18 protein-coding genes are annotated in these 22721 nt (G+C 31.7%); 14 read left to right on the top strand and 4 right to left on the bottom strand.

What is annotated here, in order from left to right; translation table 11 throughout:
- The first annotated feature begins 89 nt into the window (after nt 1-89).
- From yidC to NH341_RS10425, 5 genes are all read left to right on the top strand, one after another.
- The gene (gene yidC / locus NH341_RS10405) at nt 90-1961 is read left to right on the top strand and encodes a membrane protein insertase YidC (RefSeq protein WP_159615998.1); all 1872 of its coding nucleotides are present in this window, start codon (nt 90-92) and stop codon (nt 1959-1961) included.
- Between the two features lie 120 nt (nt 1962-2081).
- Complete coding sequence (locus tag NH341_RS10410; RefSeq protein WP_159616000.1) at nt 2082-3110, top strand: AraC family transcriptional regulator; 1029 nt, start codon at nt 2082-2084, stop codon at nt 3108-3110.
- Nucleotides 3111-3518: 408 nt separating this feature from the next.
- Nucleotides 3519-4301, top strand: a complete 783-nt coding sequence (locus NH341_RS10415) for a glycosyltransferase (protein WP_159616002.1) — start codon at nt 3519-3521, stop codon at nt 4299-4301.
- Nucleotides 4282-5694, top strand: coding sequence for a glycosyltransferase family 39 protein (locus NH341_RS10420; protein WP_253056768.1), 1413 nt, complete (start codon nt 4282-4284; stop codon nt 5692-5694). Before NH341_RS10415 ends, NH341_RS10420 begins: the two co-directional genes overlap by 20 nt.
- Nucleotides 5695-5772: 78 nt before the next feature.
- Entirely contained in the window at nt 5773-8244 is a 2472-nt protein-coding gene (locus NH341_RS10425) for a TonB-dependent receptor domain-containing protein (protein ID WP_253056770.1), read from the top strand.
- A 184-nt stretch (nt 8245-8428) separates the two neighbouring features.
- Here NH341_RS10425 and NH341_RS10430 read toward each other — a convergent pair whose 3' ends face one another.
- Nucleotides 8429-8605 (bottom strand): hypothetical protein, encoded by a 177-nt coding sequence (locus NH341_RS10430; RefSeq protein WP_164505156.1) that lies wholly within the window; start codon nt 8603-8605, stop codon nt 8429-8431.
- Nucleotides 8606-8750: 145 nt separating this feature from the next.
- Between NH341_RS10430 and fumC the strand changes: the two genes are divergently transcribed.
- Nucleotides 8751-10154, top strand: coding sequence for a class II fumarate hydratase (gene fumC, locus NH341_RS10435; RefSeq protein ID WP_047789033.1), 1404 nt, complete (start codon nt 8751-8753; stop codon nt 10152-10154).
- Between the two features lie 112 nt (nt 10155-10266).
- Here fumC and NH341_RS10440 read toward each other — a convergent pair whose 3' ends face one another.
- Nucleotides 10267-10995, bottom strand: coding sequence for an SDR family oxidoreductase (locus tag NH341_RS10440; RefSeq protein ID WP_167713673.1), 729 nt, complete (start codon nt 10993-10995; stop codon nt 10267-10269).
- Nucleotides 10996-11145: 150 nt separating this feature from the next.
- On the opposite strand from NH341_RS10440, the gene NH341_RS10445 reads away from it, so the two are divergent.
- Nucleotides 11146-12027, top strand: a complete 882-nt coding sequence (locus NH341_RS10445) for a LysR family transcriptional regulator (protein ID WP_073183662.1) — start codon at nt 11146-11148, stop codon at nt 12025-12027.
- A 225-nt stretch (nt 12028-12252) separates the two neighbouring features.
- On the opposite strand, the gene NH341_RS10450 is transcribed toward NH341_RS10445, so the two are convergent.
- A complete protein-coding gene (locus NH341_RS10450; protein ID WP_159616018.1) occupies nt 12253-12501 on the bottom strand; it encodes a hypothetical protein in 249 nt (82 codons plus the stop codon).
- Between the two features lie 407 nt (nt 12502-12908).
- Here NH341_RS10450 and NH341_RS10455 point away from each other — a divergent pair, with 407 nt between their 5' ends.
- Both NH341_RS10455 and NH341_RS10460 read left to right on the top strand, forming a co-directional pair.
- The gene (locus tag NH341_RS10455) at nt 12909-16097 is read left to right on the top strand and encodes a LodA/GoxA family CTQ-dependent oxidase (RefSeq protein WP_253056772.1); all 3189 of its coding nucleotides are present in this window, start codon (nt 12909-12911) and stop codon (nt 16095-16097) included.
- Between the two features lie 8 nt (nt 16098-16105).
- A complete protein-coding gene (locus tag NH341_RS10460) occupies nt 16106-17242 on the top strand; it encodes an NAD(P)/FAD-dependent oxidoreductase (RefSeq protein ID WP_253056774.1) in 1137 nt (378 codons plus the stop codon).
- Between the two features lie 289 nt (nt 17243-17531).
- Here NH341_RS10460 and NH341_RS10465 read toward each other — a convergent pair whose 3' ends face one another.
- Nucleotides 17532-19037, bottom strand: a complete 1506-nt coding sequence (locus NH341_RS10465) for a hypothetical protein (RefSeq protein WP_253056776.1) — start codon at nt 19035-19037, stop codon at nt 17532-17534.
- A 215-nt stretch (nt 19038-19252) separates the two neighbouring features.
- Between NH341_RS10465 and NH341_RS10470 the strand changes: the two genes are divergently transcribed.
- From NH341_RS10470 to NH341_RS10490, 5 genes are all read left to right on the top strand, one after another.
- Nucleotides 19253-19726 carry a nucleoside deaminase gene (locus tag NH341_RS10470; RefSeq protein ID WP_253056778.1) on the top strand — a complete coding sequence of 158 codons (474 nt, stop codon included), beginning with the start codon at nt 19253-19255 and terminating at the stop codon, nt 19724-19726.
- A gap of 124 nt (nt 19727-19850) precedes the next feature.
- Entirely contained in the window at nt 19851-20501 is a 651-nt protein-coding gene (locus tag NH341_RS10475; protein ID WP_159616028.1) for a class I SAM-dependent methyltransferase, read from the top strand.
- A gap of 88 nt (nt 20502-20589) precedes the next feature.
- Entirely contained in the window at nt 20590-21009 is a 420-nt protein-coding gene (locus NH341_RS10480) for a MarR family winged helix-turn-helix transcriptional regulator (RefSeq protein ID WP_253056780.1), read from the top strand.
- Between the two features lie 3 nt (nt 21010-21012).
- Nucleotides 21013-21567 carry an NAD(P)H-dependent oxidoreductase gene (locus NH341_RS10485; RefSeq protein WP_239179461.1) on the top strand — a complete coding sequence of 185 codons (555 nt, stop codon included), beginning with the start codon at nt 21013-21015 and terminating at the stop codon, nt 21565-21567.
- A 430-nt stretch (nt 21568-21997) separates the two neighbouring features.
- Nucleotides 21998-22639: a hypothetical protein gene (locus NH341_RS10490; protein ID WP_253056782.1), complete on the top strand. Its 642-nt coding sequence runs from the start codon at nt 21998-22000 to the stop codon at nt 22637-22639.
- Nucleotides 22640-22721 lie beyond the last annotated feature (82 nt).

Genomic DNA, 22721 nt, shown 5'->3' on the forward strand with positions numbered 1-22721 from the left:
AAAAAACTATAGGGTTTTACTACCTTTGTCGGGTTTTTCAGCTTTTAAGAAAAACTTTAAATGACAAGTTGACATTTTAACATATATCAATGGAACAAAAAAAATTTGATTTAAATTCCTTCATAGGAATGCTTTTATTAGGAGGAATTATGCTTTGGTGGATGAATACTCAAAAGCCAGAAGAAACTCCTGAAGCTACTACCCAGACAGAGCAAACTACTAATGCTACTAACACTGAAAACAATTTAACTGATAATGTAATTGTAAACGACTCGTTACAGCAAATTGCTTTACGAAATAAGTTTGGTGCTTTTGCATACGGAGCTTCAAAAAGCCAAAAAGGAAACACAACATTAGAAAATGACGTTGTTAAGTTAACTATTGATAACAAAGGGGGGCAAATCATCGAAGCTTTAGTTAAAAACTACAAAACATACGATTCTTTACCTCTATACTTGGTTAAAGATAATAATGCTTCTTTCAATATCAACTTCGGAACTACTGATAACCGAATTTTAAATACTAAAGATTTACTATTTACTCCTACTCTAACCAAAAATGGAGATACGCAAGTACTTTCTATGAAGTTAAAGGTTTCTGAATCTAAGTTTTTAGAATACCGCTACGAAATGAAAAAAGGTGATTACCGTGTAGGTTTTGCCGTTCGTTCACAAGGGTTGAGTAATACAATTAATAGTTCTCAAGAAATAAATTTAGATTGGAGTTTAAAAGGTTTTAGACACGAAAAGAGTTTGAAAACCGAAAACATGTACTCTTACTACTATTATAAAGCCGACGATGAAGTAGATTACTTACAAATGAACGATGATGATGTTGTGAGTGATATTGATTGGGTTGCTTATAAACAACACTTCTTTTCTTCTATTTTAACATCTGATACACCGTTTAGTAATGCCACTTTGAAATCTGTTGATTTTGCAGGTGAAGATAAAGATAGTGTGTACACTAAAACTTACGGATTAAAAACTCCATTAGCTTTAACAAATGGAGAATTAAATTATAATATGCAATGGTTTTACGGGCCTACAGATTATAATTTATTAAAATCTTATAAAGGGACTAGCTTAGACGAAATTGCTGATTTAGGTTGGGGAATTTTTGGTTTCTTAAACCGTACTATATTCTACCCTGTATTTAATATGTTAAAAGGATTTATTGGTAACTACGGATTAATTATCATTTTAATGACAATCGTAGTACGTATTATAATGTCTCCTGTATTATACAAATCGTACCTATCAAGTGCTAAAATGAAAGTGATTCGTCCAGAAATGGAAGAAATCAACAAAAAGTATCCTGGGAAAGAAAACGCTATGAAGCGTCAGCAAGAAATTATGGCTGTACAGCGAAAAGCAGGAGTGAGCATGATGTCTGGTTGTATACCCGCATTAATGCAAATGCCTGTGTTCTTTGCTTTATTCAAGTTTTTCCCTACCAATATTGATTTTAGACAAGAAGGTTTCTTATGGGCTAATGACTTATCTTCATATGATACTATTTTTAAATTACCATTTAAAATTCCTTTCTATGGAGACCACGTAAGTTTATTTCCAATTTTAGCTTCTGTAGCCATTTTCTTTTACATGAAAATGAATCAAAGCCAGCAAGCTAATATGCAAGCTCCTACTCAAGAAGGAATGCCTGACATGAGTAAGATGATGAAATGGATGATTTACTTCTCTCCTATTATGATGTTATTCTTCTTTAATAACTATGCTAGTGGATTAAGTTTATACTACTTTATCTCAAACTTATTAACCATCATAATCATGTTTGTTATTAAGAACTATGTTATTGATGAAGCTAAGATTCATGCTAAAATTGAAGAGAACAAAAAGAAACCTGTTAAAAAGAGTAAATTCCGTGAGCGTTTAGATGCCGCCATGAAACAAGCTCAAGAACAACAAGCTGCACAGCAACGGGCTAAAAATAAAAAATAGAGACACTTAACCTTATAAAAAAATCCCAAAACATATTGTTTTGGGATTTTTTATGTATAGAACAAAAAATATTATTACTAATTTGGCTTTTATAAATATTACAAATACTAAAGAATACAAATGCTTAAAACCATTCAGATAGCAGCTTTATTACAAGGAATGTTTTTACTTTTTATTTTATTTCAAAGAAAAAAAGAATACAACAAAGTTAATTTTTGGTTGTTATTTAGTTTTGTTGTTTCGGCACTTCTATTTACAATTGGTGATGATAATTATAATTTGTTTACTGAAAACTCTAATTGGTTTTTCTTTCATGAGCCTCTTATTATTACAACTTTCTTCTTATTTGTTCATTATCATAAATCAGACAAAAAGAAAGTTGACAAAAAAGTTTTTTTATTTTTTACCCCATATTTATTAAACATTCTTATTCATTTTTCTGAAGAATTTTCTGCTCTTTCTAACAACTTAATCTTCATAATTCTTGAAGAGGTTATAGAATTTATTTTTATAGGGATCCTTATTTATACTATATATGACATTATAAAAAATAATAAAGAAAAATGGCTCCTTTTTTTTATTATCCCCTTTAGTTTTATCTTTATAATAAGTGAATTTAACTTTCTACTTACCAAATCTCATGACGCTCCTTACTTCTTAGATAGTTATGGTACAATACTCATTATTATATTTTTGTTTTATTTTGTACTATACAAGTTAATTATTACTCCAAAATCAATACTGCCAAAACATCAAAGTAATAGTTATAAGTCTACTAATCTAAATAATACTTCTATAACACATTTAAAAGCTGCTTTACACCGTTTAATTGTAGAAGAAAAATGGTTTAAATATCAAAAAATAACAGTTGATGAAGTAGCTAAAGAATTAGGAGTTCCAAGACAGCAAATTTCTGAAGTTTTAAACATTCATATGAAAACTGGATTTCAAGATTTTTTGAATAAAAATCGTGTAGAAGAATTTATAACTTGTCTAAAAAAAGATTCATATAAAAACTATACACTTTTAGCAATTGCTTATGAAGTTGGGTTTAGTTCAAAATCATCTTTTAATACTATTTTCAAAAAACTAAAAGGTATAACTCCCAGTCAATACAAAAAACTATTAAACATACAAACTTCTAACTAAGATAATTCTCCTACTTTAAAAGAACAAACAAAGTTTACAATCGTTCATAAAGCTTATTTTGAACGATTTTTTCTTTTTAAGAATAAGAACATAAGACAATAAAAACAAACAGCTTAACGTCTAAAAAAACACGAAATACGTCTATAAAACGTATTCTGTACTTATACTATTTTCAAACAATAGTTTCTCTATATACTTTTGAACCAAAATTCATTTTTAGTAAACTACCTACAAGCGAGTTTACAAATCTCTCATGATAAAAAGCTCTTAATTTTCTAAGCATACTTCGGGATATTAAATCCTTTAAAGGTGTCAATAAAGTAATAGCTACTATATAAATTTTTGAGGATAAAAATCATATTTCTAAAAATCTAAATCTATGTAACATTATTACTTAAATTATTAAACATGAATACAAATTTTAATTTAGTTATTGTAATTCCCTGTTACAATGAAGCCAAACGACTTAAGGTCAATTCTTATACAAATTTCCTACAAAACCACAAGAATGTTCTTATATACTTTGTCAACGACGGTTCTACAGACACTACAAATCAAGTTTTAGAAAAAATCAAAAGTTATACTCCTTCTCAAGTATTTTTAATGAATCAACCTAAAAACTTAGGAAAGGCAGAAGCTATTAGAACTGGTGTTTTACAATGTGTAAATAAATTTCATACTGAAAAGATTGCTTATTTAGATGCTGATTTATCAACCTCATTAGAAGAGTGTGTTCATATTAGTAAAAACATTTCTGAAACAACTTATTTTGCTTTTGGATCTCGTATTGCAAAATTAGACAGCACCATTCAAAGAAAATTATATCGTTTTTTAATTGGTAGAACTATTGCTACCCTTATCTCTAAACAACTCCAATTAAAAGTATACGATACACAGTGCGGTTGCAAAGTCTTTAAACAATCACTAAGCTTTCTTCTTTTCCAAGATAAATTTATTTCTCGTTGGTTATTCGACGTCGAATTATTCCATCGATTAATAACTATTTATGAAAGAAATCAATTAAAGCTTCTTGCTAAAGAAATTCCTTTACAATCTTGGCATGATACTGATAGTTCAAAAATTCCATTAAGCTACTTCTTTAAACTCTGGATTGATTTACGAAACATTGGTAAAACTTATAAAAATAATCGCAAACAACTTGTTATACAACATGAAACAATACTTAAATAAACACATTTTTTTTAGGTATGCCGTTATAGGGGTATTAATTTTAAGAGGATACCTTAACTCTGTACTTCCATTAATGGATAAAACGGAAGCACGCTATGCTGAAATTGCCCGTATTATGGCAGAAACAGGTAATTGGATTACTCCCCAAATAGATTATGGAATCCCTTTTTGGGCAAAACCTCCCCTATCTACATGGTTATCAGCTCTGAGTTTTAATATTTTTGGTGTAAATGAATTTACAGCCAGATTTCCTTATTTACTATTAACTATAGCTATGATTTTTTTAGTAGGTAAATATGCGAAAAGAGTACAACATCCTTTTTTTCTTCCAGGATTTATATTACTCACTACACCAGAATTTTTACTACATGCTGGTGTTGTTTCTACTGATACAGCTTTGGCTTTTTGTATAACTTTAACTATGCTTAGTTTTTGGGAAGCGATGCAAAATAAAGCACAATGGTATTGGAAATACCTTTTATTTATTGGTCTTGGCTTTGGTTTATTAGCTAAAGGACCTATCGTTTTAATTCTTACGATTCCTCCAATTTTTATTTGGATTCTTATTTATAAAAAAACAAGAATCTTTCTACAGAGAGTTCATTTGACAACTGGGGTACTACTTATTTTAGCTATTGCACTACCTTGGTATATATTAGCTGAAATAAATTCTCCTGGTTTTATAAATTACTTTATTATCGGCGAGCACTTTAAACGTTTTTTTGATTCAAGTTGGTCAGGAGATAAATATGGATTTCCAAAATCACAACCTATAGGAGTTATATGGGTTTTCTTATTATTCTTTGCTCTTAAATGGATTCAAATAACATTGTACAAACTATGGAAAAATCGCAAAATACTCTTTCAAAATAAGTGGGTCTGTTTTTTAACTCTTTGGTTATTTTGGACTCCCCTCTTTTTTACTTTTTCTAAAAGTCTTATACATCCTTATATTCTACCTACAATGGTTCCAATAGCTCTTTTAATTACTCATTGGTTTCATACCTTTAAGAAAAAAAAGCTACTTTTAAAATTAGCATTAATTATTCCCATTACATCACTAATCTTAATCATTCCTGCTAGCATTTTAAAATACACAAGGTACTTTGCTCCTACAGATAAATATTTAATAGAAAACAATGTACTAGTAGGCAATAAAACCTTTCATTTTAAAGAAAAAAGCTACTCTAGTCAATTTTATTCAGAAGGAAAAATAAAAAGTATTTCAACCGAAAAGTTACTTGAGAAAACAACCTTTAATACCAATTCTTTTAGACTCATAATAAGCAACAAAGAGTTTAAAAAACTATCTCTATCTACACAAAAAAAACTACAACTACTTGATAAAAATCATAAAAAAAGCATTTATGGATACTTTAGGAAAATAAGATAATTCTATTTAACATTCTTTTAACTAACCTCCATTAAACTTTTAGGCAGATTTGTTGTCAAACAAGCTTTATAAATTAACATGATGAAAAAACTTACACTACTTTTTATTTTACTTATTAGTTTTACAGCTGTTGCTCAGCGTACTACAAAAGGTATTGCTTCTAAAATTACTTTAACGGGTAAGGTCTTAGAAACAAACTCTAAGCAACCTTTAGAATATGCAACTTTAGTATTAACAAACACCAACACAAACCAAGTTATTGGAGGTGTTACAGACGTTAACGGAAACTTCTCAATCGATGCTTCATCTGGCACGTACAATATAAAAGTTGAATTTATAGGGTTCAAAACTAAAAGTTTAGGAAATCATGATTTAAATCAAAATAAAAACTTAGGAAATATATTACTATCCGAAGACGCCGAGACATTAGATGAAATTGAAATAATAGCAGAAAAATCGACAGTAGAAATACGTTTAGATAAAAAAATATACAACGTTGGTAAAGATATGACTGTAAAAGGAGGAAATGCATCTGATGTTTTAGATAACGTCCCTTCTGTTAATGTAGACGCAGAAGGAGCCATTAGTCTACGCGGTAACGAAAATGTTCGTATTTTAATAGACGGTAAACCTTCTGCTTTAGTAGGCTTAACAGGAACAGACGCTCTTAGAAATTTACCTGCAGACGCTATTGAAAAAGTAGAAGTTATCACTTCTCCTTCTGCTCGTTACGACGCTGAAGGTACAGCTGGTATTTTAAATATTATTCTTAGGAAAGGAAAAATCACAGGTTTTAATGGCTCTGTAAACCTAACTTTAGGAAATCCTGATATGGTAAGTATTTCTCCAAATCTCAATTATAGAACAAAAAAGTTTAATCTCTTTTCAAACCTAGCTTATTCCTACAGAAACGGACCTGGTAACTCTAATAGTTTTTTCACAAACTTCAACAAAGATGGTGATATTACTAGTTATAGAGATGAAGATAGAGTTTTTGATAGAAAGAGTAATAACTATAACGGATCCTTAGGGTTAGAATACTACATTAATGATAAAAGTTCTATTACCGGAACTTTCTTTTATAGAGATTCTAAAGACGATGATGTGGCTACCAACAACACCACTTTTTTTGATAGTAATAGAGTTATAACGAAAGAACAGGTAAGAATAGAAAACGAGAAAGAAGAAAATACAGATATACAATACTCTTTAAACTATACAAATAATATTGATGATAAAGGACAAAAACTAATTATAGATTTACAATACGGTGAAAGTGATGAATTTGAGCCTGCCGATATTTTTGTTGACAGAAACCTTTCTGAACGAAATAGACAAACAACAACCTCTAAAGATCGCCTTTTTCAAATAGATTATGTACTACCTATTGGAGAAAAAAGTCAGTTTGAAACTGGACACAAAGTCACCTTACAAGATTTAAATTCAGATTTTAGAGTACGTGATGCCCTTGGAAATCCATTACCGAACGATCCTTCAAATGCAATTGAATTCAAACAAAATATTTATGCGTTCTATACTCAGTTTGGAAGTAAAATTGATAAGTTTTCATACCTGTTAGGTTTAAGAGCAGAAGTTACTGATATTGATTTAACAGTGTTTACAACCGACCAGTTTAAAGAAAAGAATTATACAGAGTGGTTTCCAACAGTAAACCTAGGGTATGAAATCAATGATAGTGATAACATTTCATTAGGGTATAGTAGAAGGTTACGTAGACCACGTCATTGGTTTCTAAACCCATTTGAAACCAGAAGTTCTGCAACCAATGTATTTAGAGGAAACCCTGACTTAGATCCTACCTTTACTAATTCTGTAGACTTTGGCTATAACACACGTATAAGTAAGCTAAACTTAGGAGCTTCTTTATATTATCAATACTCTACCGATATTATGCAAGGTGTATCTATTTTAGAACAAAGAGTTATAGAAGGAGAAACAACTAACGTAACAGTTAGACAACCAGTGAACCTTAACAATGAAAGTCGTTATGGGTTTGAATTTACAACTAACTATAATCCTACTAAAAAGGTACGATTATCAGCTTCATTTAATTACTTTAAATTTAATACAGATGCTTTTACATACGTATATACCGCTGCTAATGGAGACCAAGTAACAACCCCTTTAGACGAGGTAAATGAAAGTAGCTGGTTTGCACGTTTTAACTCAAGGATTACCTTACCTTGGAAACTACAATGGCAAACACGCTTAATGTATCGTGGAGCACAAGCAACAGCTCAAGATAATAGAAAAGGAATGTTTTCTGCTAACCTTGCCCTGAGTAAAGACTTGTTTAAAGAAAAAGCTTCATTGGTATTAAATGTGAGCGATTTATTTAACACTCGTAAGCGAGAAAGCACTACTTTTCTATATGATGATGAGGGATTACTTAACACTATTAACGACGGTTCTTTCCAATGGCGTGAGCGTCAAATAACATTAAGCTTTACCTATCGCTTTAACCAAAAGAAAAAAAGAGAGCGTCCAGAACGTGAATTTGACGGTGGTGGCGAAGATTTTGGGGGCTAAACTAAATCAAGACGAAGAATAGGAAGTTAAAAACACTTCCTATTTTTTTATTATAAATTTTTAACTCTCTATGTTATTTTTAACTAAGTTGGATTTTATAACAACTTAGTTAAAATCGTAAAAACTTTATAAATAAAAAATGCTCGCAAAATTGCGAGCATTTTTATTATATCATATTAAAAGCTTACTTACCCTCTTCAGCAGCTTTTTTAGCTTCTCTTTTCAACTTCATGTTTTCCCAGATAGTTCCACCAATCCAATAAGGAACTACAAATGTTAATAAGAAAATTAACAACCAAAACCCAGCTGTAAAAATAAACATGAATAATACCAATCCTGAAAATTCTGAAAAATCTAACATTTGTTTCTTATTAATAATTGTTATGCCACAAAATTATAACTATTTTTCTTTTCCTCCAATAAAATCTGATAAAAATCACTATTAAAAACTATTAGAATTTGTAATTTTGAACATCATTAATTTTAAGCATTTTAAATCATTCCAAATGACAAAATATAGAATTGAGAAAGATACAATGGGACAAGTAGAAGTTCCTGCTGATAAATATTGGGGAGCACAAACCGAGCGTTCTCGTAACAATTTTAAAATTGGTCCTGCTGCCTCTATGCCATTAGAAGTTGTATATGGATTTGCATACTTAAAAAAAGCAGCTGCTTTCACTAACGCTGAGTTAGGTGTATTAGCTACTGAAAAACGTGATTTGATTGCACAAGTATGTGATGAAATATTAGCTGGAAAGCACGACGACCAATTCCCATTAGTAATCTGGCAAACAGGTTCTGGTACACAATCTAACATGAATGTAAACGAAGTTATTGCTAACCGTGCTCACGAAATCGCTGGGAATGTAATTGGTGAAGGTGAAAAAACCATCCAACCAAACGACGATGTAAACAAATCGCAATCTTCTAACGATACCTTTCCTACTGGAATGCACATTGCTGCCTACAAAAAAATTGTAGAAGTAACCATTCCTGGTGTTGAACAATTGCGTGATACTTTACAAACAAAAGCTGAAGCTTTTAAAGATGTGGTGAAAATTGGGCGTACACATTTAATGGATGCTACTCCCCTAACCTTAGGTCAAGAGTTTTCTGGATATGTTGCTCAATTAAACTTCGGGTTAAACGCTTTAAAAAACACCTTAGCACATTTAGCACAATTAGCGTTGGGTGGAACAGCGGTAGGAACTGGATTAAATACACCTGCTGGTTACGATGTGTTAGTTGCTAAATACATTGCTGAGTTTACAGGATTACCATTTATAACTGCTGAAAATAAATTTGAAGCTTTAGCTGCTCATGACGCATTAGTTGAAACTCACGGAGCGCTAAAACAATTAGCCGTTTCATTAAATAAAATAGCAAATGATATTCGTTTAATGGCTTCCGGACCTCGTTCAGGAATTGGAGAAATCATTATTCCTGCAAATGAACCAGGATCTTCTATTATGCCAGGAAAAGTAAACCCAACTCAGGCAGAAGCTATGACTATGGTTTGTGCACAAGTAATGGGTAACGATGTTGCGGTAACTGTTGGTGGTACTCAAGGTCACTACGAATTAAACGTTTTTAAACCTATGATGGCAGCTAACGTATTACAATCGGCTCAATTAATTGGGGATGCTTGTGTATCGTTTGATGTAAACTGTGCTGCTGGTATTGAACCAAACCAAACAAGAATCACTGAGTTATTAAATAACTCATTAATGTTAGTTACGGCATTAAATACTAAAATTGGATATTACAAAGCTGCTGAGATTGCAAATACAGCACACGCAAACGGAACTACTTTAAAAGAAGAAGCAGTACGTTTAGGATACGTAACTCCAGAACAGTATGACGAATGGGTAAAACCAGAAGATATGACAGGTAGCTTAAAATCATAAAAGCTTTACTTACCATAGATATAAAAAAACCACAACAAAATGTTGTGGTTTTTTTATTGCATATTATATTGTATTATCTCATTCTAAAATAATGTTACCCTAAAAGAAAAGACTAAGCATCTTGCATAGTATCACAAATAACAATTTCTCTTAACAACACAGATTGTGGTAACTCATATGCAAACTTTATAGTCTTAGCAACATCTTTAGCAGTAATATTAACAGCTCCTACACTCTCTTTCCACTCATTATATCCTTTAATTATTGTATCATCCGTAGTATGCTCGAGCAATTCTGTTTTAACCGCACCAGGTTCAATTGTTATTACTCGCACGTTAAAGGGAGATAACTCTAATCTCGCTGTTTGTGTTAACCCACGAACACCAAACTTACTAGCACAATATGCTGCATGATTTTCAAAAGCTTGATAGCCTGCCATAGATGACAAATTTATTATAGTTCCACCTTTACGAGCCTTCATACTTGGTATTACCGTTTGCATACCATGCATCACTCCCATTACATTAACATCTAACATTTTTTGCCATTCATTGGCATTTTGTGTTTCAATGGATCCTAATAACATAACCCCTGCATTATTTATCAATAAATCAGTTTCTCCATAAACAGCTTCAGCCGCTCTTATTGCTTTTTCTAATCCCGTTTTATCAGTTACATCAACTTTTTTACACAAGGTATGAGGTAAATTTAAAGCCTCCATCTTTTCTACCCTTCTTGCTAATAATAAAAGAGGGTATCCGTCTTCTGCAAACATTTTAGCCATTTCTAACCCAAAACCAGAACTAGCTCCAGTAATAACTACTAATTTTTTATCTTCCATAAATCATTCCTTTGTTATAATTATTTTTTATACTAATTTAAATTCAACTTTACTACTAGTTAACTATTTTATTAGCTTTTACAAAGGTACATTTCAAAAAAAACTACTCAAAATACTATTTTTGTATCTTAATCATAATTTATAATTATAATGGAAGAGCGTTTATTAAAGTTTTTTATTGCTGTATATGAAGAAAAAAACCTTACACGTGCGGCCAATAAATGTTTTGTTTCTCAACCTAATATTTCTAACGGAATAAAATTATTTGAGAGTAAAATGAATTGTACTTTATTTAAAAGACATCAACGAGGTGTCGAGCCTACAAACGAAGCACACTACCTATACCCCATAGCTAAAAGAATTTTAAATGAATTAAATGATTTACCTAACATATTTACAAAAAGTGCGTTTAAAAATGAGGTTAAAATTGGTATTGCAGATAGTTTACCACAAGAATACAAACTACAATTTATAAAAAAGGTTAATGAATTAAATAGTAATGTATTTTGGACAGTAAATCATTGTAATGAAAATAATGAGATTAATTTATTAGTTAAAGAATGGAAGAAAGAAGAAGATTTGTTTTTACCACTATGGCAAGAAGATTATTTATTATGTATTCCCAATGGACACAAATTATTAGCTAAAAACGAAATTGATTTGGTAGCAGATTTAAAAGATGAAAACTTCATTCATTGTCCTCCTTGTGAAGCTCATAAACAATGTATTTCTATCCTAAATTTTGCTAATAAAACTATTAATACTGTAGGTAATTGTAGTACAAAAACTGAAACTTTAACTTTATTAATGGCGGGTTTAGGTTTAACTTTTTTACCTGAGTATTTTATTGATGGTTGGTATGGTTTTGAAACTAGGCCGTATAAAGGCCCTCGTTATTATAGAGAAGTAGGTTTAGCTTACTCTAGGCACAGCTTACAAAACCCTGCTATAGCAAAAACCATTAATTATTTTTCAAAAAACAAACTTAAGGCAAATAAATTTAACAATTTCGGGTATTATTTTAAACCGTGATTCTTTTTCTCTCAAACCATTACTCTATAAGTTTTATTTATAAACTAACAATTTTCTACATTATAAAGTAAAAGCATACATAGAATACTTTACTTTTTAAATGATACTTTAGTTTTTAATTTTGAGCGATGATTAACTAACAAAATAATCATTAAAATAAGCTTAAAAAATAGAAAACCACAACAAAATGTTATGGTTTTCTATTTAACGAACTTTTAAAATAAATTATATCTCTTGATATGTATAGGTTTTAGCTATTTCTTTTATTCTTTCATTAGTAACAATTCCTTTTTGTACCTCATAATCTTCAGCGATTTTTCTTGGTATACAAATTACTCCGTTAGATAATTTTACGGTGTACCCAAAATGTTCATTTATAAAATGCTCTTTATACGAACCAATATTCTTATCTATTAAACTTGCTTGTTGGGTAATACCTATTACCCCTTTACTGTTCTTCTCTGTCTTTATCATAATTATTTATTTTAGATTTTTAGTAGTTACTTTTTTTATTTTCAAACACATAAACCACTATAATACACTTTTATACCTATGCGTTATGTACTCTTAGCTCAATTAAAAAAATAAAAGGAATGTAGTAAGGATTACTTTTGCTTTTTCAAAGGTTGAAGATACGAATAACAAATAGTACTACAAAAGATATACGTTAATTCTATAGAGAATTTCTACTATTTATATCTATAAAAAGTATTCAACTACTATTGTCACTAACATCAGTGAGTTTTACGAGTATCCTCTCAAATCTAAATATCAACAACTAATACTCGAAAACCTAACGCTTAAGAGTTTCTTAAAACCAACTCTAACTTATATTCCTTATTTTTAAAGGTATATAATGTCAAACTAAAACTAACCAAAAAATGACAAACCCCTCACAAAATCAATCTTCATCATGCTGGAACTGCGATGGAGACATTACCCAAGTTACACAACGTTTAAAAGAAATGTTTGTAGAAATGGGGCAAAAAACCCGTATTGAAAACGGACAACAACCTGCCGAGAGAGCTGTATTTAGAAAACAACACGGTATCGCTTACGGTCGTTTTGTGGTAAACAAAGACATCGAAGAACAATTCAAAATCGGAATTTTTGCTGGTGATACTTACGAATGTACTGTTCGCTTTTCAAGTGATACTGGACCAACTTCTCCCGATTTACATTCTACCTTAGGAGTCGGTTTAAAACTCTTTGGTGTGGAAGGTCCTAAACTATTAGGAGACGGTACCAATTCCGATTTTATCTTTCAAAACATCGACCGTTTTTTTGCACGTGATGCACAACAAATGTGTAGCTTTACCACTGCTGGTGTTATTGACCGTGATTACGATTCATACATAGCAAAACATCCTGAATTAGCTAGTATTTTAAAAGCAATGACCAAAGAAGAAGCTAGTGTACTAAGTGCTAGCTATTGGGCAATTCTTCCTTTTAAATTAGGTGATTCACAAATTGTAAAATATCGTTTAGTTCCTGAAGACACTTATAAAGGAACTCCTTTTAACGATAACAATTACTTAGGTATCGATTTACAACAACGGTTGTTAACCAAAGAAGCGACCTTCCGTTTCGAAATACAATTGCGTACCAACGATGCTACCATGCCATTAGATGATGCTCAGGTAGTTTGGAGTACAGAAGAAAGTCCGTATATCTGCATTGCTAAATTACACTTGCCTCAACAAGATGTAGCTAGTATTGGACAAGCCGAATTTGGAAGCAATTTAGCCTTCAATATTTGGAGAACTTTACCTCAACATGAGCCTTTAGGTTCTATTGCGCAAGCAAGAAAAGTAGTATATGCGGCAAGTGCCGAAGCACGTCATCAAGCCAACGGACAGCAATTACAAGAACCCAAAGAAATCAATCCACAGTTTGAAGGTAACACCGATGAAAATAGTGACTGTATCGTAAAAGCAGGTATCTACCCTCCTATTGGCGTGATGCGTGTAGGAAATAGTGAAAACGAATACTTTATCGGTCCGTTGGTTGACAATCCTGAACCACAAACCGATCCCTATGCATACAGAGATAAAACTGGCGCCTTAAAAAGACAAGCAGCACAATTTAGAATCTACGGATTCAATGCTGCAGGAAAAGCGGTAAAGGAATTAACGGCTGAAAATGCAAAAATTACCTGGCATAGTCATTTAGCCAATCAAAAATCATCTTGGTATCAATTTAACATTGCCTTAGATATTCCTGAAGCTGCTGATATGCCTCCTTCTATGTTACGTAATATTGATGTAAAAGACCGTAACTCTTTATTAATTGATGGTGGCGCAAAATCTATTACTGGAACCAATGTTACCGAAGGTCCTTTCTTTGAAGGGGAATTTCTTTCAAAAAAAGTATACTTAGGTGAAATGCGTACGGATGAAAAAGGACGTCTAATCATGTTAGGAGGACATGGAAAATCGGAAAACATCAACGGAGATATCGCTATTACTTTTGCCAATAACGAAGGTTGGCACGATGATATTTCGGACGGTCCTGTTACTGCGGAAGTAGAATACGAAGGAACAAAATTAAAAGTAGACCCTGCGTGGGTTATTTGTGCTCCGCCAGATTATGCACCAATGCAAAAATCGGTACGTACGATGTGGGATTTAATGCGCGACGTTGCTGTAAAATCTAAAATGTTGGTACGTCCTGTAAAACCTTCGTTTACCAAGGATATTTTACCAATCTTCCAGCGTATGACCGATTTACAATGGGTAAATGCTGGTTTTGCAGGAGCTTTTGGTTTTGGAGGTCAGTTTGATTACACCACAAACGAATGGATTAAACGATTAGGAAATCCGTCGCCTGCCTATATGGAAATGCGAAGAACGATTTCTAACAACTTCCGTCGTTTTGATGTGTCGGGAGCTGAAGCTCCACAGTTATGGCCTTGGTTGTATGGTGATGCAATCAGTATTCCTTCTACGGGTTCAGTTCGACAACATGCTACCTTATCAGACTTACAATTAGAATTTTTAGACCAATGGGTACAAGGTGATTTTGATGCTGATTATGTTGATATGACTGGATGTCCGCACGTACCTAAACCACCTACGATAGACGAGCTTCCTGTTTCAGAACAACCAGATATGTTAACTAAAGCAGCTATGGAGTTTTGTTTAGCTGATGCTTTTCATCCTGGTTGTGAAATGACGTGGCCTATGCGTTCGTCTGGAATGTATATGGCTCCTTTTAGAATTAAACATGCACCTAAAACGCCACCTGTTAATACCACGTATTATGGTCCGATGATGAATAACGATATATTACCATTGGCAAAAGGGCCTATTTTAGGCGGACAAGTAGCTGGGGGAATTACGCGTTGGATGGCAATTCCTTGGCAAACAGATACGGCAAGTTGTAGAGACGGATATACAAGTGAATACGACCCATATTTACCTACATTTTGGCCTGCTAGAGTACCTAACAATGTTTTGAATGAAGAACGTTATAAAGAAACAATGGATTCGAATTTATCTGAAGAAACCCGTATTCAAGCCTTTAATTTCCGTTCCGATTGGCTAGATAATCTTCCCTTAGATGGTCAAGCACCAACCTATACGAATCAAATTAATTGCATGATTAAGTATTTTGATAAATTAGCCGTGGTTCAAAAGCGTCCAGGAGTTCAGCATGATCCTAATTTCCCTGAAGAAATGCAGGTGGGGATTACTCCTACTCCAGAACAAGAGGCAACATTATTAAAAGCTACCATAAAAGAATTACAAAGTGTTTTAACTGCTAAACATGCGTTAAAGAAAGGACTTCAAAATACAATAGATACAGCCGTAGAAAAACTATCACACGATAATTTATTAAACGAGCAATTTGTATTGGAAGATGCTCAGCGTAGTTTATTAAGCTTAACGGAAGATGAACTAGCAAAAGACTTTAAAGCAACACCCAATGTTATTAAAACCATACATTTAATTGCTGCTAAGTTACATCATATGAAACAGTCTGATTCACATCAAGAAGCAGCTCCTAAAAGAGTGGAAGTTGGTATTCCTGAGAAGATGACACGTTTTTCAAGATATATTCCTAAATAATATACGAATTGAAAGAATATACTAGTACTACTGACATACTAATTATAGGTGGTGGCATTGCAGGTTGCATTGCCGCCATTTCTTTAGTTAATTATTATAATGTTACCATAGTAGATAAACAACTTGAACCTGTTGATAGAATTGGAGAATCGCTAGCGCCTGCTGCACAACGAATTTTAAAAGAGTTAGATTTACTAGAAAATGAATCGGATGCTGTAAAACAAACCATATTTCGTAATAATTTAGGAATGCAATCCTATTGGGGAAGCAATCAACTTCAAATTGTCGATCATTTAAGAAACCCCGATGGCTTCTCTAGAAGCTTGGATAGAAAAGAGTTTGAAATTTACCTAAGAAAGGTTGCTATTGAAAGAGGTGTTGACTGTATTTGGGGAACACGTCTTTCTAATAGCTCTTATGAAAATAATTACTGGGAAGTTACCACAAAGTCTGATGATTTAAAAAACAGAACCACACATACTATTCAGGCAAAATTCGTAATTGACGCCACTGGTAGGCAATCGCATTTCACCAAAAGCTTAGGTATTCAACGTACATCGTATGATAAGTTAATATCTTGCTGGATAAGCTTACCCAATACTCAAGAAAATGTCATGAGCACCATTGCTGCTGATGAATTAGGTTGGTGGTATAGTGCTGTAGTTCCCGATAACAAAAGGGTCATCGCCTTTCAAACGGATGCTGATTTAGTAGATAGAAACACCTTTAAGCATGTAAATACATTTTTATCCTTTGCCAAACAACACAAACTCATTCAGCCTTTAATTGACGGTAACGAAACTACTGTTAACTTCCATGGTACGGTAAGTGCCAATTCTACTCGTTTAGAACAAGTAATAGGTAAACAATGGATTGCTTTAGGCGACGCTGCTATGAGTTTTGACCCACTTTCTTCTCAAGGTATGTTTAATGCTATGGCGAATGCTATGCAGCTTCAAAAGCTACTTATTAACCATGATTTTATTAAGGACTTGAACTCCACTAAAGAGGAACACTTCAATAGATTGTATGAAAATCAACTACAACAAGTTTGGAATCATTATCTAAAGCATAAAAACTTTTTCTACAGTACTGAAACAAGGTGGAAAGAGGCTACTTTTTGGAAAAGACGCAGTAGTTATTAACTGTTAATTTTCTAATTTTAGAACTAAGAAAAAAGCCCACTTCGCTGTTAGAACAAAGATTTAACTGTTTGTTTTTAGCTCCCCTACACCTTTTGGTTTCCAATCGTTATTTTCTAGGTAAAACATACTAACAACTAACAACTAACAACTAACAACTAACAACTAACAACTAACAACTAACAACTAACAACTAACAACTAACAACTAACAACTAACAACTAACAAAAATAAAACCTCCCTAGTAATGAAACAAACTAGAGAGGCTTCTGTAAAGTCAATCTTAAAAACTTTACTTTAAGCTGTTTTTCATAAAGTCTTCTACTTCTTGCTTCGCTTTAATAGCTTCAACTTCATTAAATGTTTTTCCTTCTCCTCTTAATAAGTAGGCGTTAAACACGTGACTTATATACAATGGTGATTTATTATTAGTTGAAAAGTTTACCGCGTTATGACAACTAAAGCAGTTTGCTAAATTGTCTGCTTCAATATCTTTTAAACTACTTTTAAAAGTTTGTGTGTATGTTTCCATGGTAACATTAGCACAGTTTACTGATCCTCTTGCTACCGAAGTACTATCTGGTGTTGCGTTTCCTATATTTCCTCCTAAACTATTTATTTTAGCGGTTTGCTGTTCAGGCGTCATTCCATCAGTATCAATCCATAGAGAACCATTATAAAAATAGTTTTTCCATACATCAGTTAAGTTTTCTTTTACACAAGTATTAAGGTTGTCTATATTATCAAAGTTTACAGGTTCTTCTTGACTTGTCTTCATAAAGTTTCCTACGCTATCTCTTGGAACTCCATACTTAAATAAATCGTACGCCTTATACGGTAACTTTGCACTACCATTACTCCACACAATACCGTCAATTCCTGTAGTAGTTCCTTCAGCAAATAATAATTTATTGGTAGATGAAGATGCCTTATTATCTTTCCAGTTATAGTTTGGCGCTAAATCGTCATGTTCAAACGTAGCCCAAATAAATTCTGGATGATTCTCTACAATACCTACAACATGCATTCCTAATAAAGCTACCTCAGTATTCGTATATGTTTCTCCATCTCTACTTAAAGCCGCTACTGTAGTATAATAATTACCTATTTCTTCTTCAGCAATAGCAGTTACTGGCGTCCATGATACTTTTAACTCTAAAGAGCCTACTGGAAAAGATGCTTGGTTATTTCCACTTAAAGTTCCGCTAACTATAGAATCTCTATACTTTCTTGATGATTCTTTCATGGTAGGGCTTACGTGAATTGAGTAAAATACTGTTTCTGAAACCCCTTCTTTGTTATACGCAGGGTTTGTTTTTAACGTTCCCTCCGATCCTGCCTGAGCAGTATCTACTAAAACCAAAGCAGCTCCTTCTTTTTGCTTTACATCTTGCATATGAGCCGTTACTTGATGCATTTCTTTTGGGTTTAAAAATAGAGGTATTTTTACCTTTAATTTTATTGGTGTAGGTTCACCTCGTGTTATAATAGGCAATAACACAACTTCTTCAGTTGGTTTTGTAAGCCATAAAAACTTTTGCCAAGACCATTGGTGAAAAATTGCATTGGTTGTACTCGATACATCAAACGGACTTCCTTTTCCTTCTGCAGGAGGTGGAGTTTGTGTATGAGGAAACCAATTACTTTCACATAAACTATCTTTGGCTGTTTGGTTATAAGCCATTTTGGCTATTGGTTCTAAAACATCATTTTCTTTTTTCTTCTTTTTACAAGAATTCAAAAACACAACACCCATTACAAGCATTGCATTTAAAATAAGTTTGGCTGTTAATTTCATTGTTTAATTTTTTAATAATAATTACAAATTAGGTAGTTTTATTCTTGTTTGTTAAAAAGATGCCATAAACTATTAAATTACAGTTATAAAGAGCTTTTTTTTGATACCAAGTGTAAGTAATATTTATACCTTATACTTAAAAAAATATTTTATTTATTAAATTGAGCCAAAGAAAAGACTTAGTTTTGTAATCCTTTTTTTAAAAAAATTAAACAATGAATACACACGAAGAATATATGAGTGAAGCTGTAAAAGCAGCTTTAAAAGGAATGCAGAACAATGAAGGAGGTCCTTTTGGGTGCATTGTAGTAAAAGATGGAGAAATTATAGGCCGTGGAAACAATAAAGTTACCTCTACCAATGACCCAACAGCTCACGCAGAAGTAATTGCTATTCGTGATGCTTGTAAAAATATAGGTTCTTTTCAGTTAGATGGTTGCGTGGTGTATACCTCTTGTGAACCTTGCCCTATGTGCTTAGGTGCTATTTACTGGGCTCGTCCTGATAAAGTTTTTTACGGTAGTAATCAACAAGATGCTGCTAACATTGGTTTTGATGATGAGTTTATTTATAAAGAAATTCCGTTACCATACGAAAAGAGAAGTATTCCGTTTGAGCAAATAGGACGCGATATTGCTTTAGAACCTTTTCAGAAATGGTCTGAGAAAGAAGATAAGATTGAATATTAGAATAAAATCCCTTTGTAAAAGCTACAAAGGGATTTTTTTAGTATCTTAATATACTTCTACTTCTTTGGCGTATAGTTTATTTTTGATAATTTCACACCAGTATTAAACTCAACTAAAAAAAGCTATGCAATTAACACAAGAAGAAATTAAGGAATTAGAAATACAATTAAGTTGTCCTGAAGGAAAATTAGGCGTTGAAGTTGGAAAAAACATGAACGAGACTAATATTAACATGACTTTAAATACTATTGATTCTTTAGAGTTAGAAGACAATAACTCAGTTTTAGAGCTTGGTCATGGCAATTGCGGACATTTACAAAAGTTATTAGCCACAGCTAACAATATAAATTACTTTGGGTTAGAGATTTCTAAGACAATGCACAAAGAGGCTAAAGCTATTAATACAGCTACACAAGCTGAATTTTCTTTATATGACGGAGAAACAATTCCGTTTAAAAACAATTCTTTTAATCGTGTTATGAGTGTAAATACAGTTTACTTTTGGTCTAATCCCCAAAAACTAATAACTGAAATTGAACGCGTTTTAAAACCCAGTGGTATTTGTATTTTAACCTATGCTAATAAAGAGTTTATGAAAAGCTTACCTTTTGTGGGTGATAAGTTTCAGCTTTTTGGTACAAAAGAAATGGAAACACTTGTTAGTGCTTCTTACTTAAAAATTGACGAGCTTATCCATAAAATTGAACAAGTTACAAGTAAAACAGGTGATTCTGTAGAACGAACCTATACCTTAACCAAATTAAAGAAAGAATAACACTATTACATACTAAGTAAAGTAATGGCTATTTATTATCTATGAATAAATAGTTTGAATTCAAACCATTTATTTATAGATTTGCATCATGCAAAAATTTACAACAGGAAAACTTATAGGTAATACATCACGTTTATTAAATAAAAGCCTTACAAATTCTTTATCTGAAGAAGACTTGTTTATTACATCTGAACAATGGATTATACTACAAATTTTAAGTACAGATTCAAAAAATCAAAAAGAATTGTGTGACATTACTTTAAAAAATAAATCTAGTATTAATAGCCTTATTAAAGGTTTATTAAAATTAAAATTAATTACAAAAACTACTTCTTTAGAAGATAAAAGAAACTCTATAATTTCTATATCAAATGAAGGAATCAATATAAAAGAAAAATCTAACAATATAGCTTCAAGTATTTTAGATAAAGCTCTAAATGACTTTACTGAGGAAGAAATAAATGAATTAAACAATTACTTATTAAGAATAATAAAAAACCTAATTTAAAATATGAATATTTTACTTATCGTTGCACATCCTAAAAAAGAGAGCTTCTCTTTTGCTATGGCTGAAAGAATATTAAAGCAAGCTTATGAAAAAAAACATAATATTGATATAATTGATTTATATAGGGATAAGAATCAACAACCTTTTTTTTCATTTAATAATGCCAACAATGTTCCTATTACTAAGGAAATGAAATATTATCAAGATAAAATTAAAAATTCTGATCGACTTATTTTTATTTTTCCTTATTGGTGGGGAGGTATGCCTTCAATTCTTAAAAACTTTATTGAATGGAATTTATCTAAAGGATTTGCTTTTAAATATGTAAACTCAAAACCTGTTGGATTACTATCTAATAAAGAAGTAAGTGTTTATACTACAACCGGTGCTCCTTCTTTTATTTATAAAATTACTGGCGCAAATAGTAGGATTAAAAAAACTTTTAAACAACAAATTATTAATTTTTGTGGTATGAAACTTATTTCTTTTAATATTTATGGTGGACTTGATAAGAGTAATATTAATACTGAAAAGATTCTTGAAAAAATTGTTTTATAACTACTTTGAAAAAAATTGTTTTTTGTATGAAATCAAAGAATTAAATGTATATTTAATCCACCTCCAAAATGCTGTTTACATTTATCTAAACAGCATTCATTTTTTTATAGTCTCTTTATATCTCACAACACCTAACAAACATTTTTCTACACACGCACCTATTTTTATCTTTTTTGTTGTTTTAAGTTACTCCCCTTAGGCGGGGAGCATCGTTCCCCTTACCGAGGGAGTAGCACTCCTCTTAGGCTTCGGGTGTCGTTCGGATTAGGCTTGGGGTGTCGTCCCAATAAAAAGTTACACTTTTTTATCTTCCTTTTTTTATATTTGGAGAAGTAAAAATTGCTATACCCTCTAATTATTCTACTATTTAAGGCTGTATTAGTGATTTTATTATGGATATGAATAAGTTAGCAGCAATTTGACAAAAAAATTGAGTTCAAGAAACGAAATAAATAGAATAGTATTTTACTCAAAAGAGAATATGGCAACAAGTCATAACCTTGTTAAAGCAGAAAAATTATTAAACAATTTCAATTCTGAGAAAAATTTGACATTGAATGACTTACTTGAGTTCTACAATGTTAAATTACATTTTGACAACGACCTATTTTTGCCTAAATGGAGTAAATCTGACCGAGAAAAGTATAATCAAATCGTAGAGGAAAATTGGTCCTCACTAAAAAAAAGATTCCAAAAAATTAACGACCTAAACATTGAGGAAATAATAAACGAATTAGAATATCAATATAAAAGTAACTTTTGGGAGTTAGTTAATAAGCTAAGTATTTATAAAAATGTATCTCATTCAACATTTAGTGATATTCTTAAAAATTTTTCATCTCAAATAAATTACATTCTACCACAAAAGAATATAGTTCAGAAATTCAATAAAGTAATACGAGATTTTTTGATGAATTATAAAAATTCCGCTGAAGTTTTATTGTCTCAATTTGAAGAAAAGAAAAGTGACAGAAATTCACCAAGATTCTATTTCCCAAAAAGCCTAAGTTTATCAGATAAAGAAGAAATTATAAGTACTTACTTAGACCGTGAAGATTCCAACTTGAATTAAGTAAGACTAGCACAGAAGTCAAAAGATTCAAATGAATTAAAGCTTTCAGACAAAACCAAATACAAAGCAAAAAAAAAGGCTG

The organism is Tenacibaculum sp. XPcli2-G (assembly GCF_024124505.1).
In the GTDB taxonomy this organism is placed as follows: Bacteria; Bacteroidota; Bacteroidia; order Flavobacteriales; family Flavobacteriaceae; genus Polaribacter; species Polaribacter mesophilus.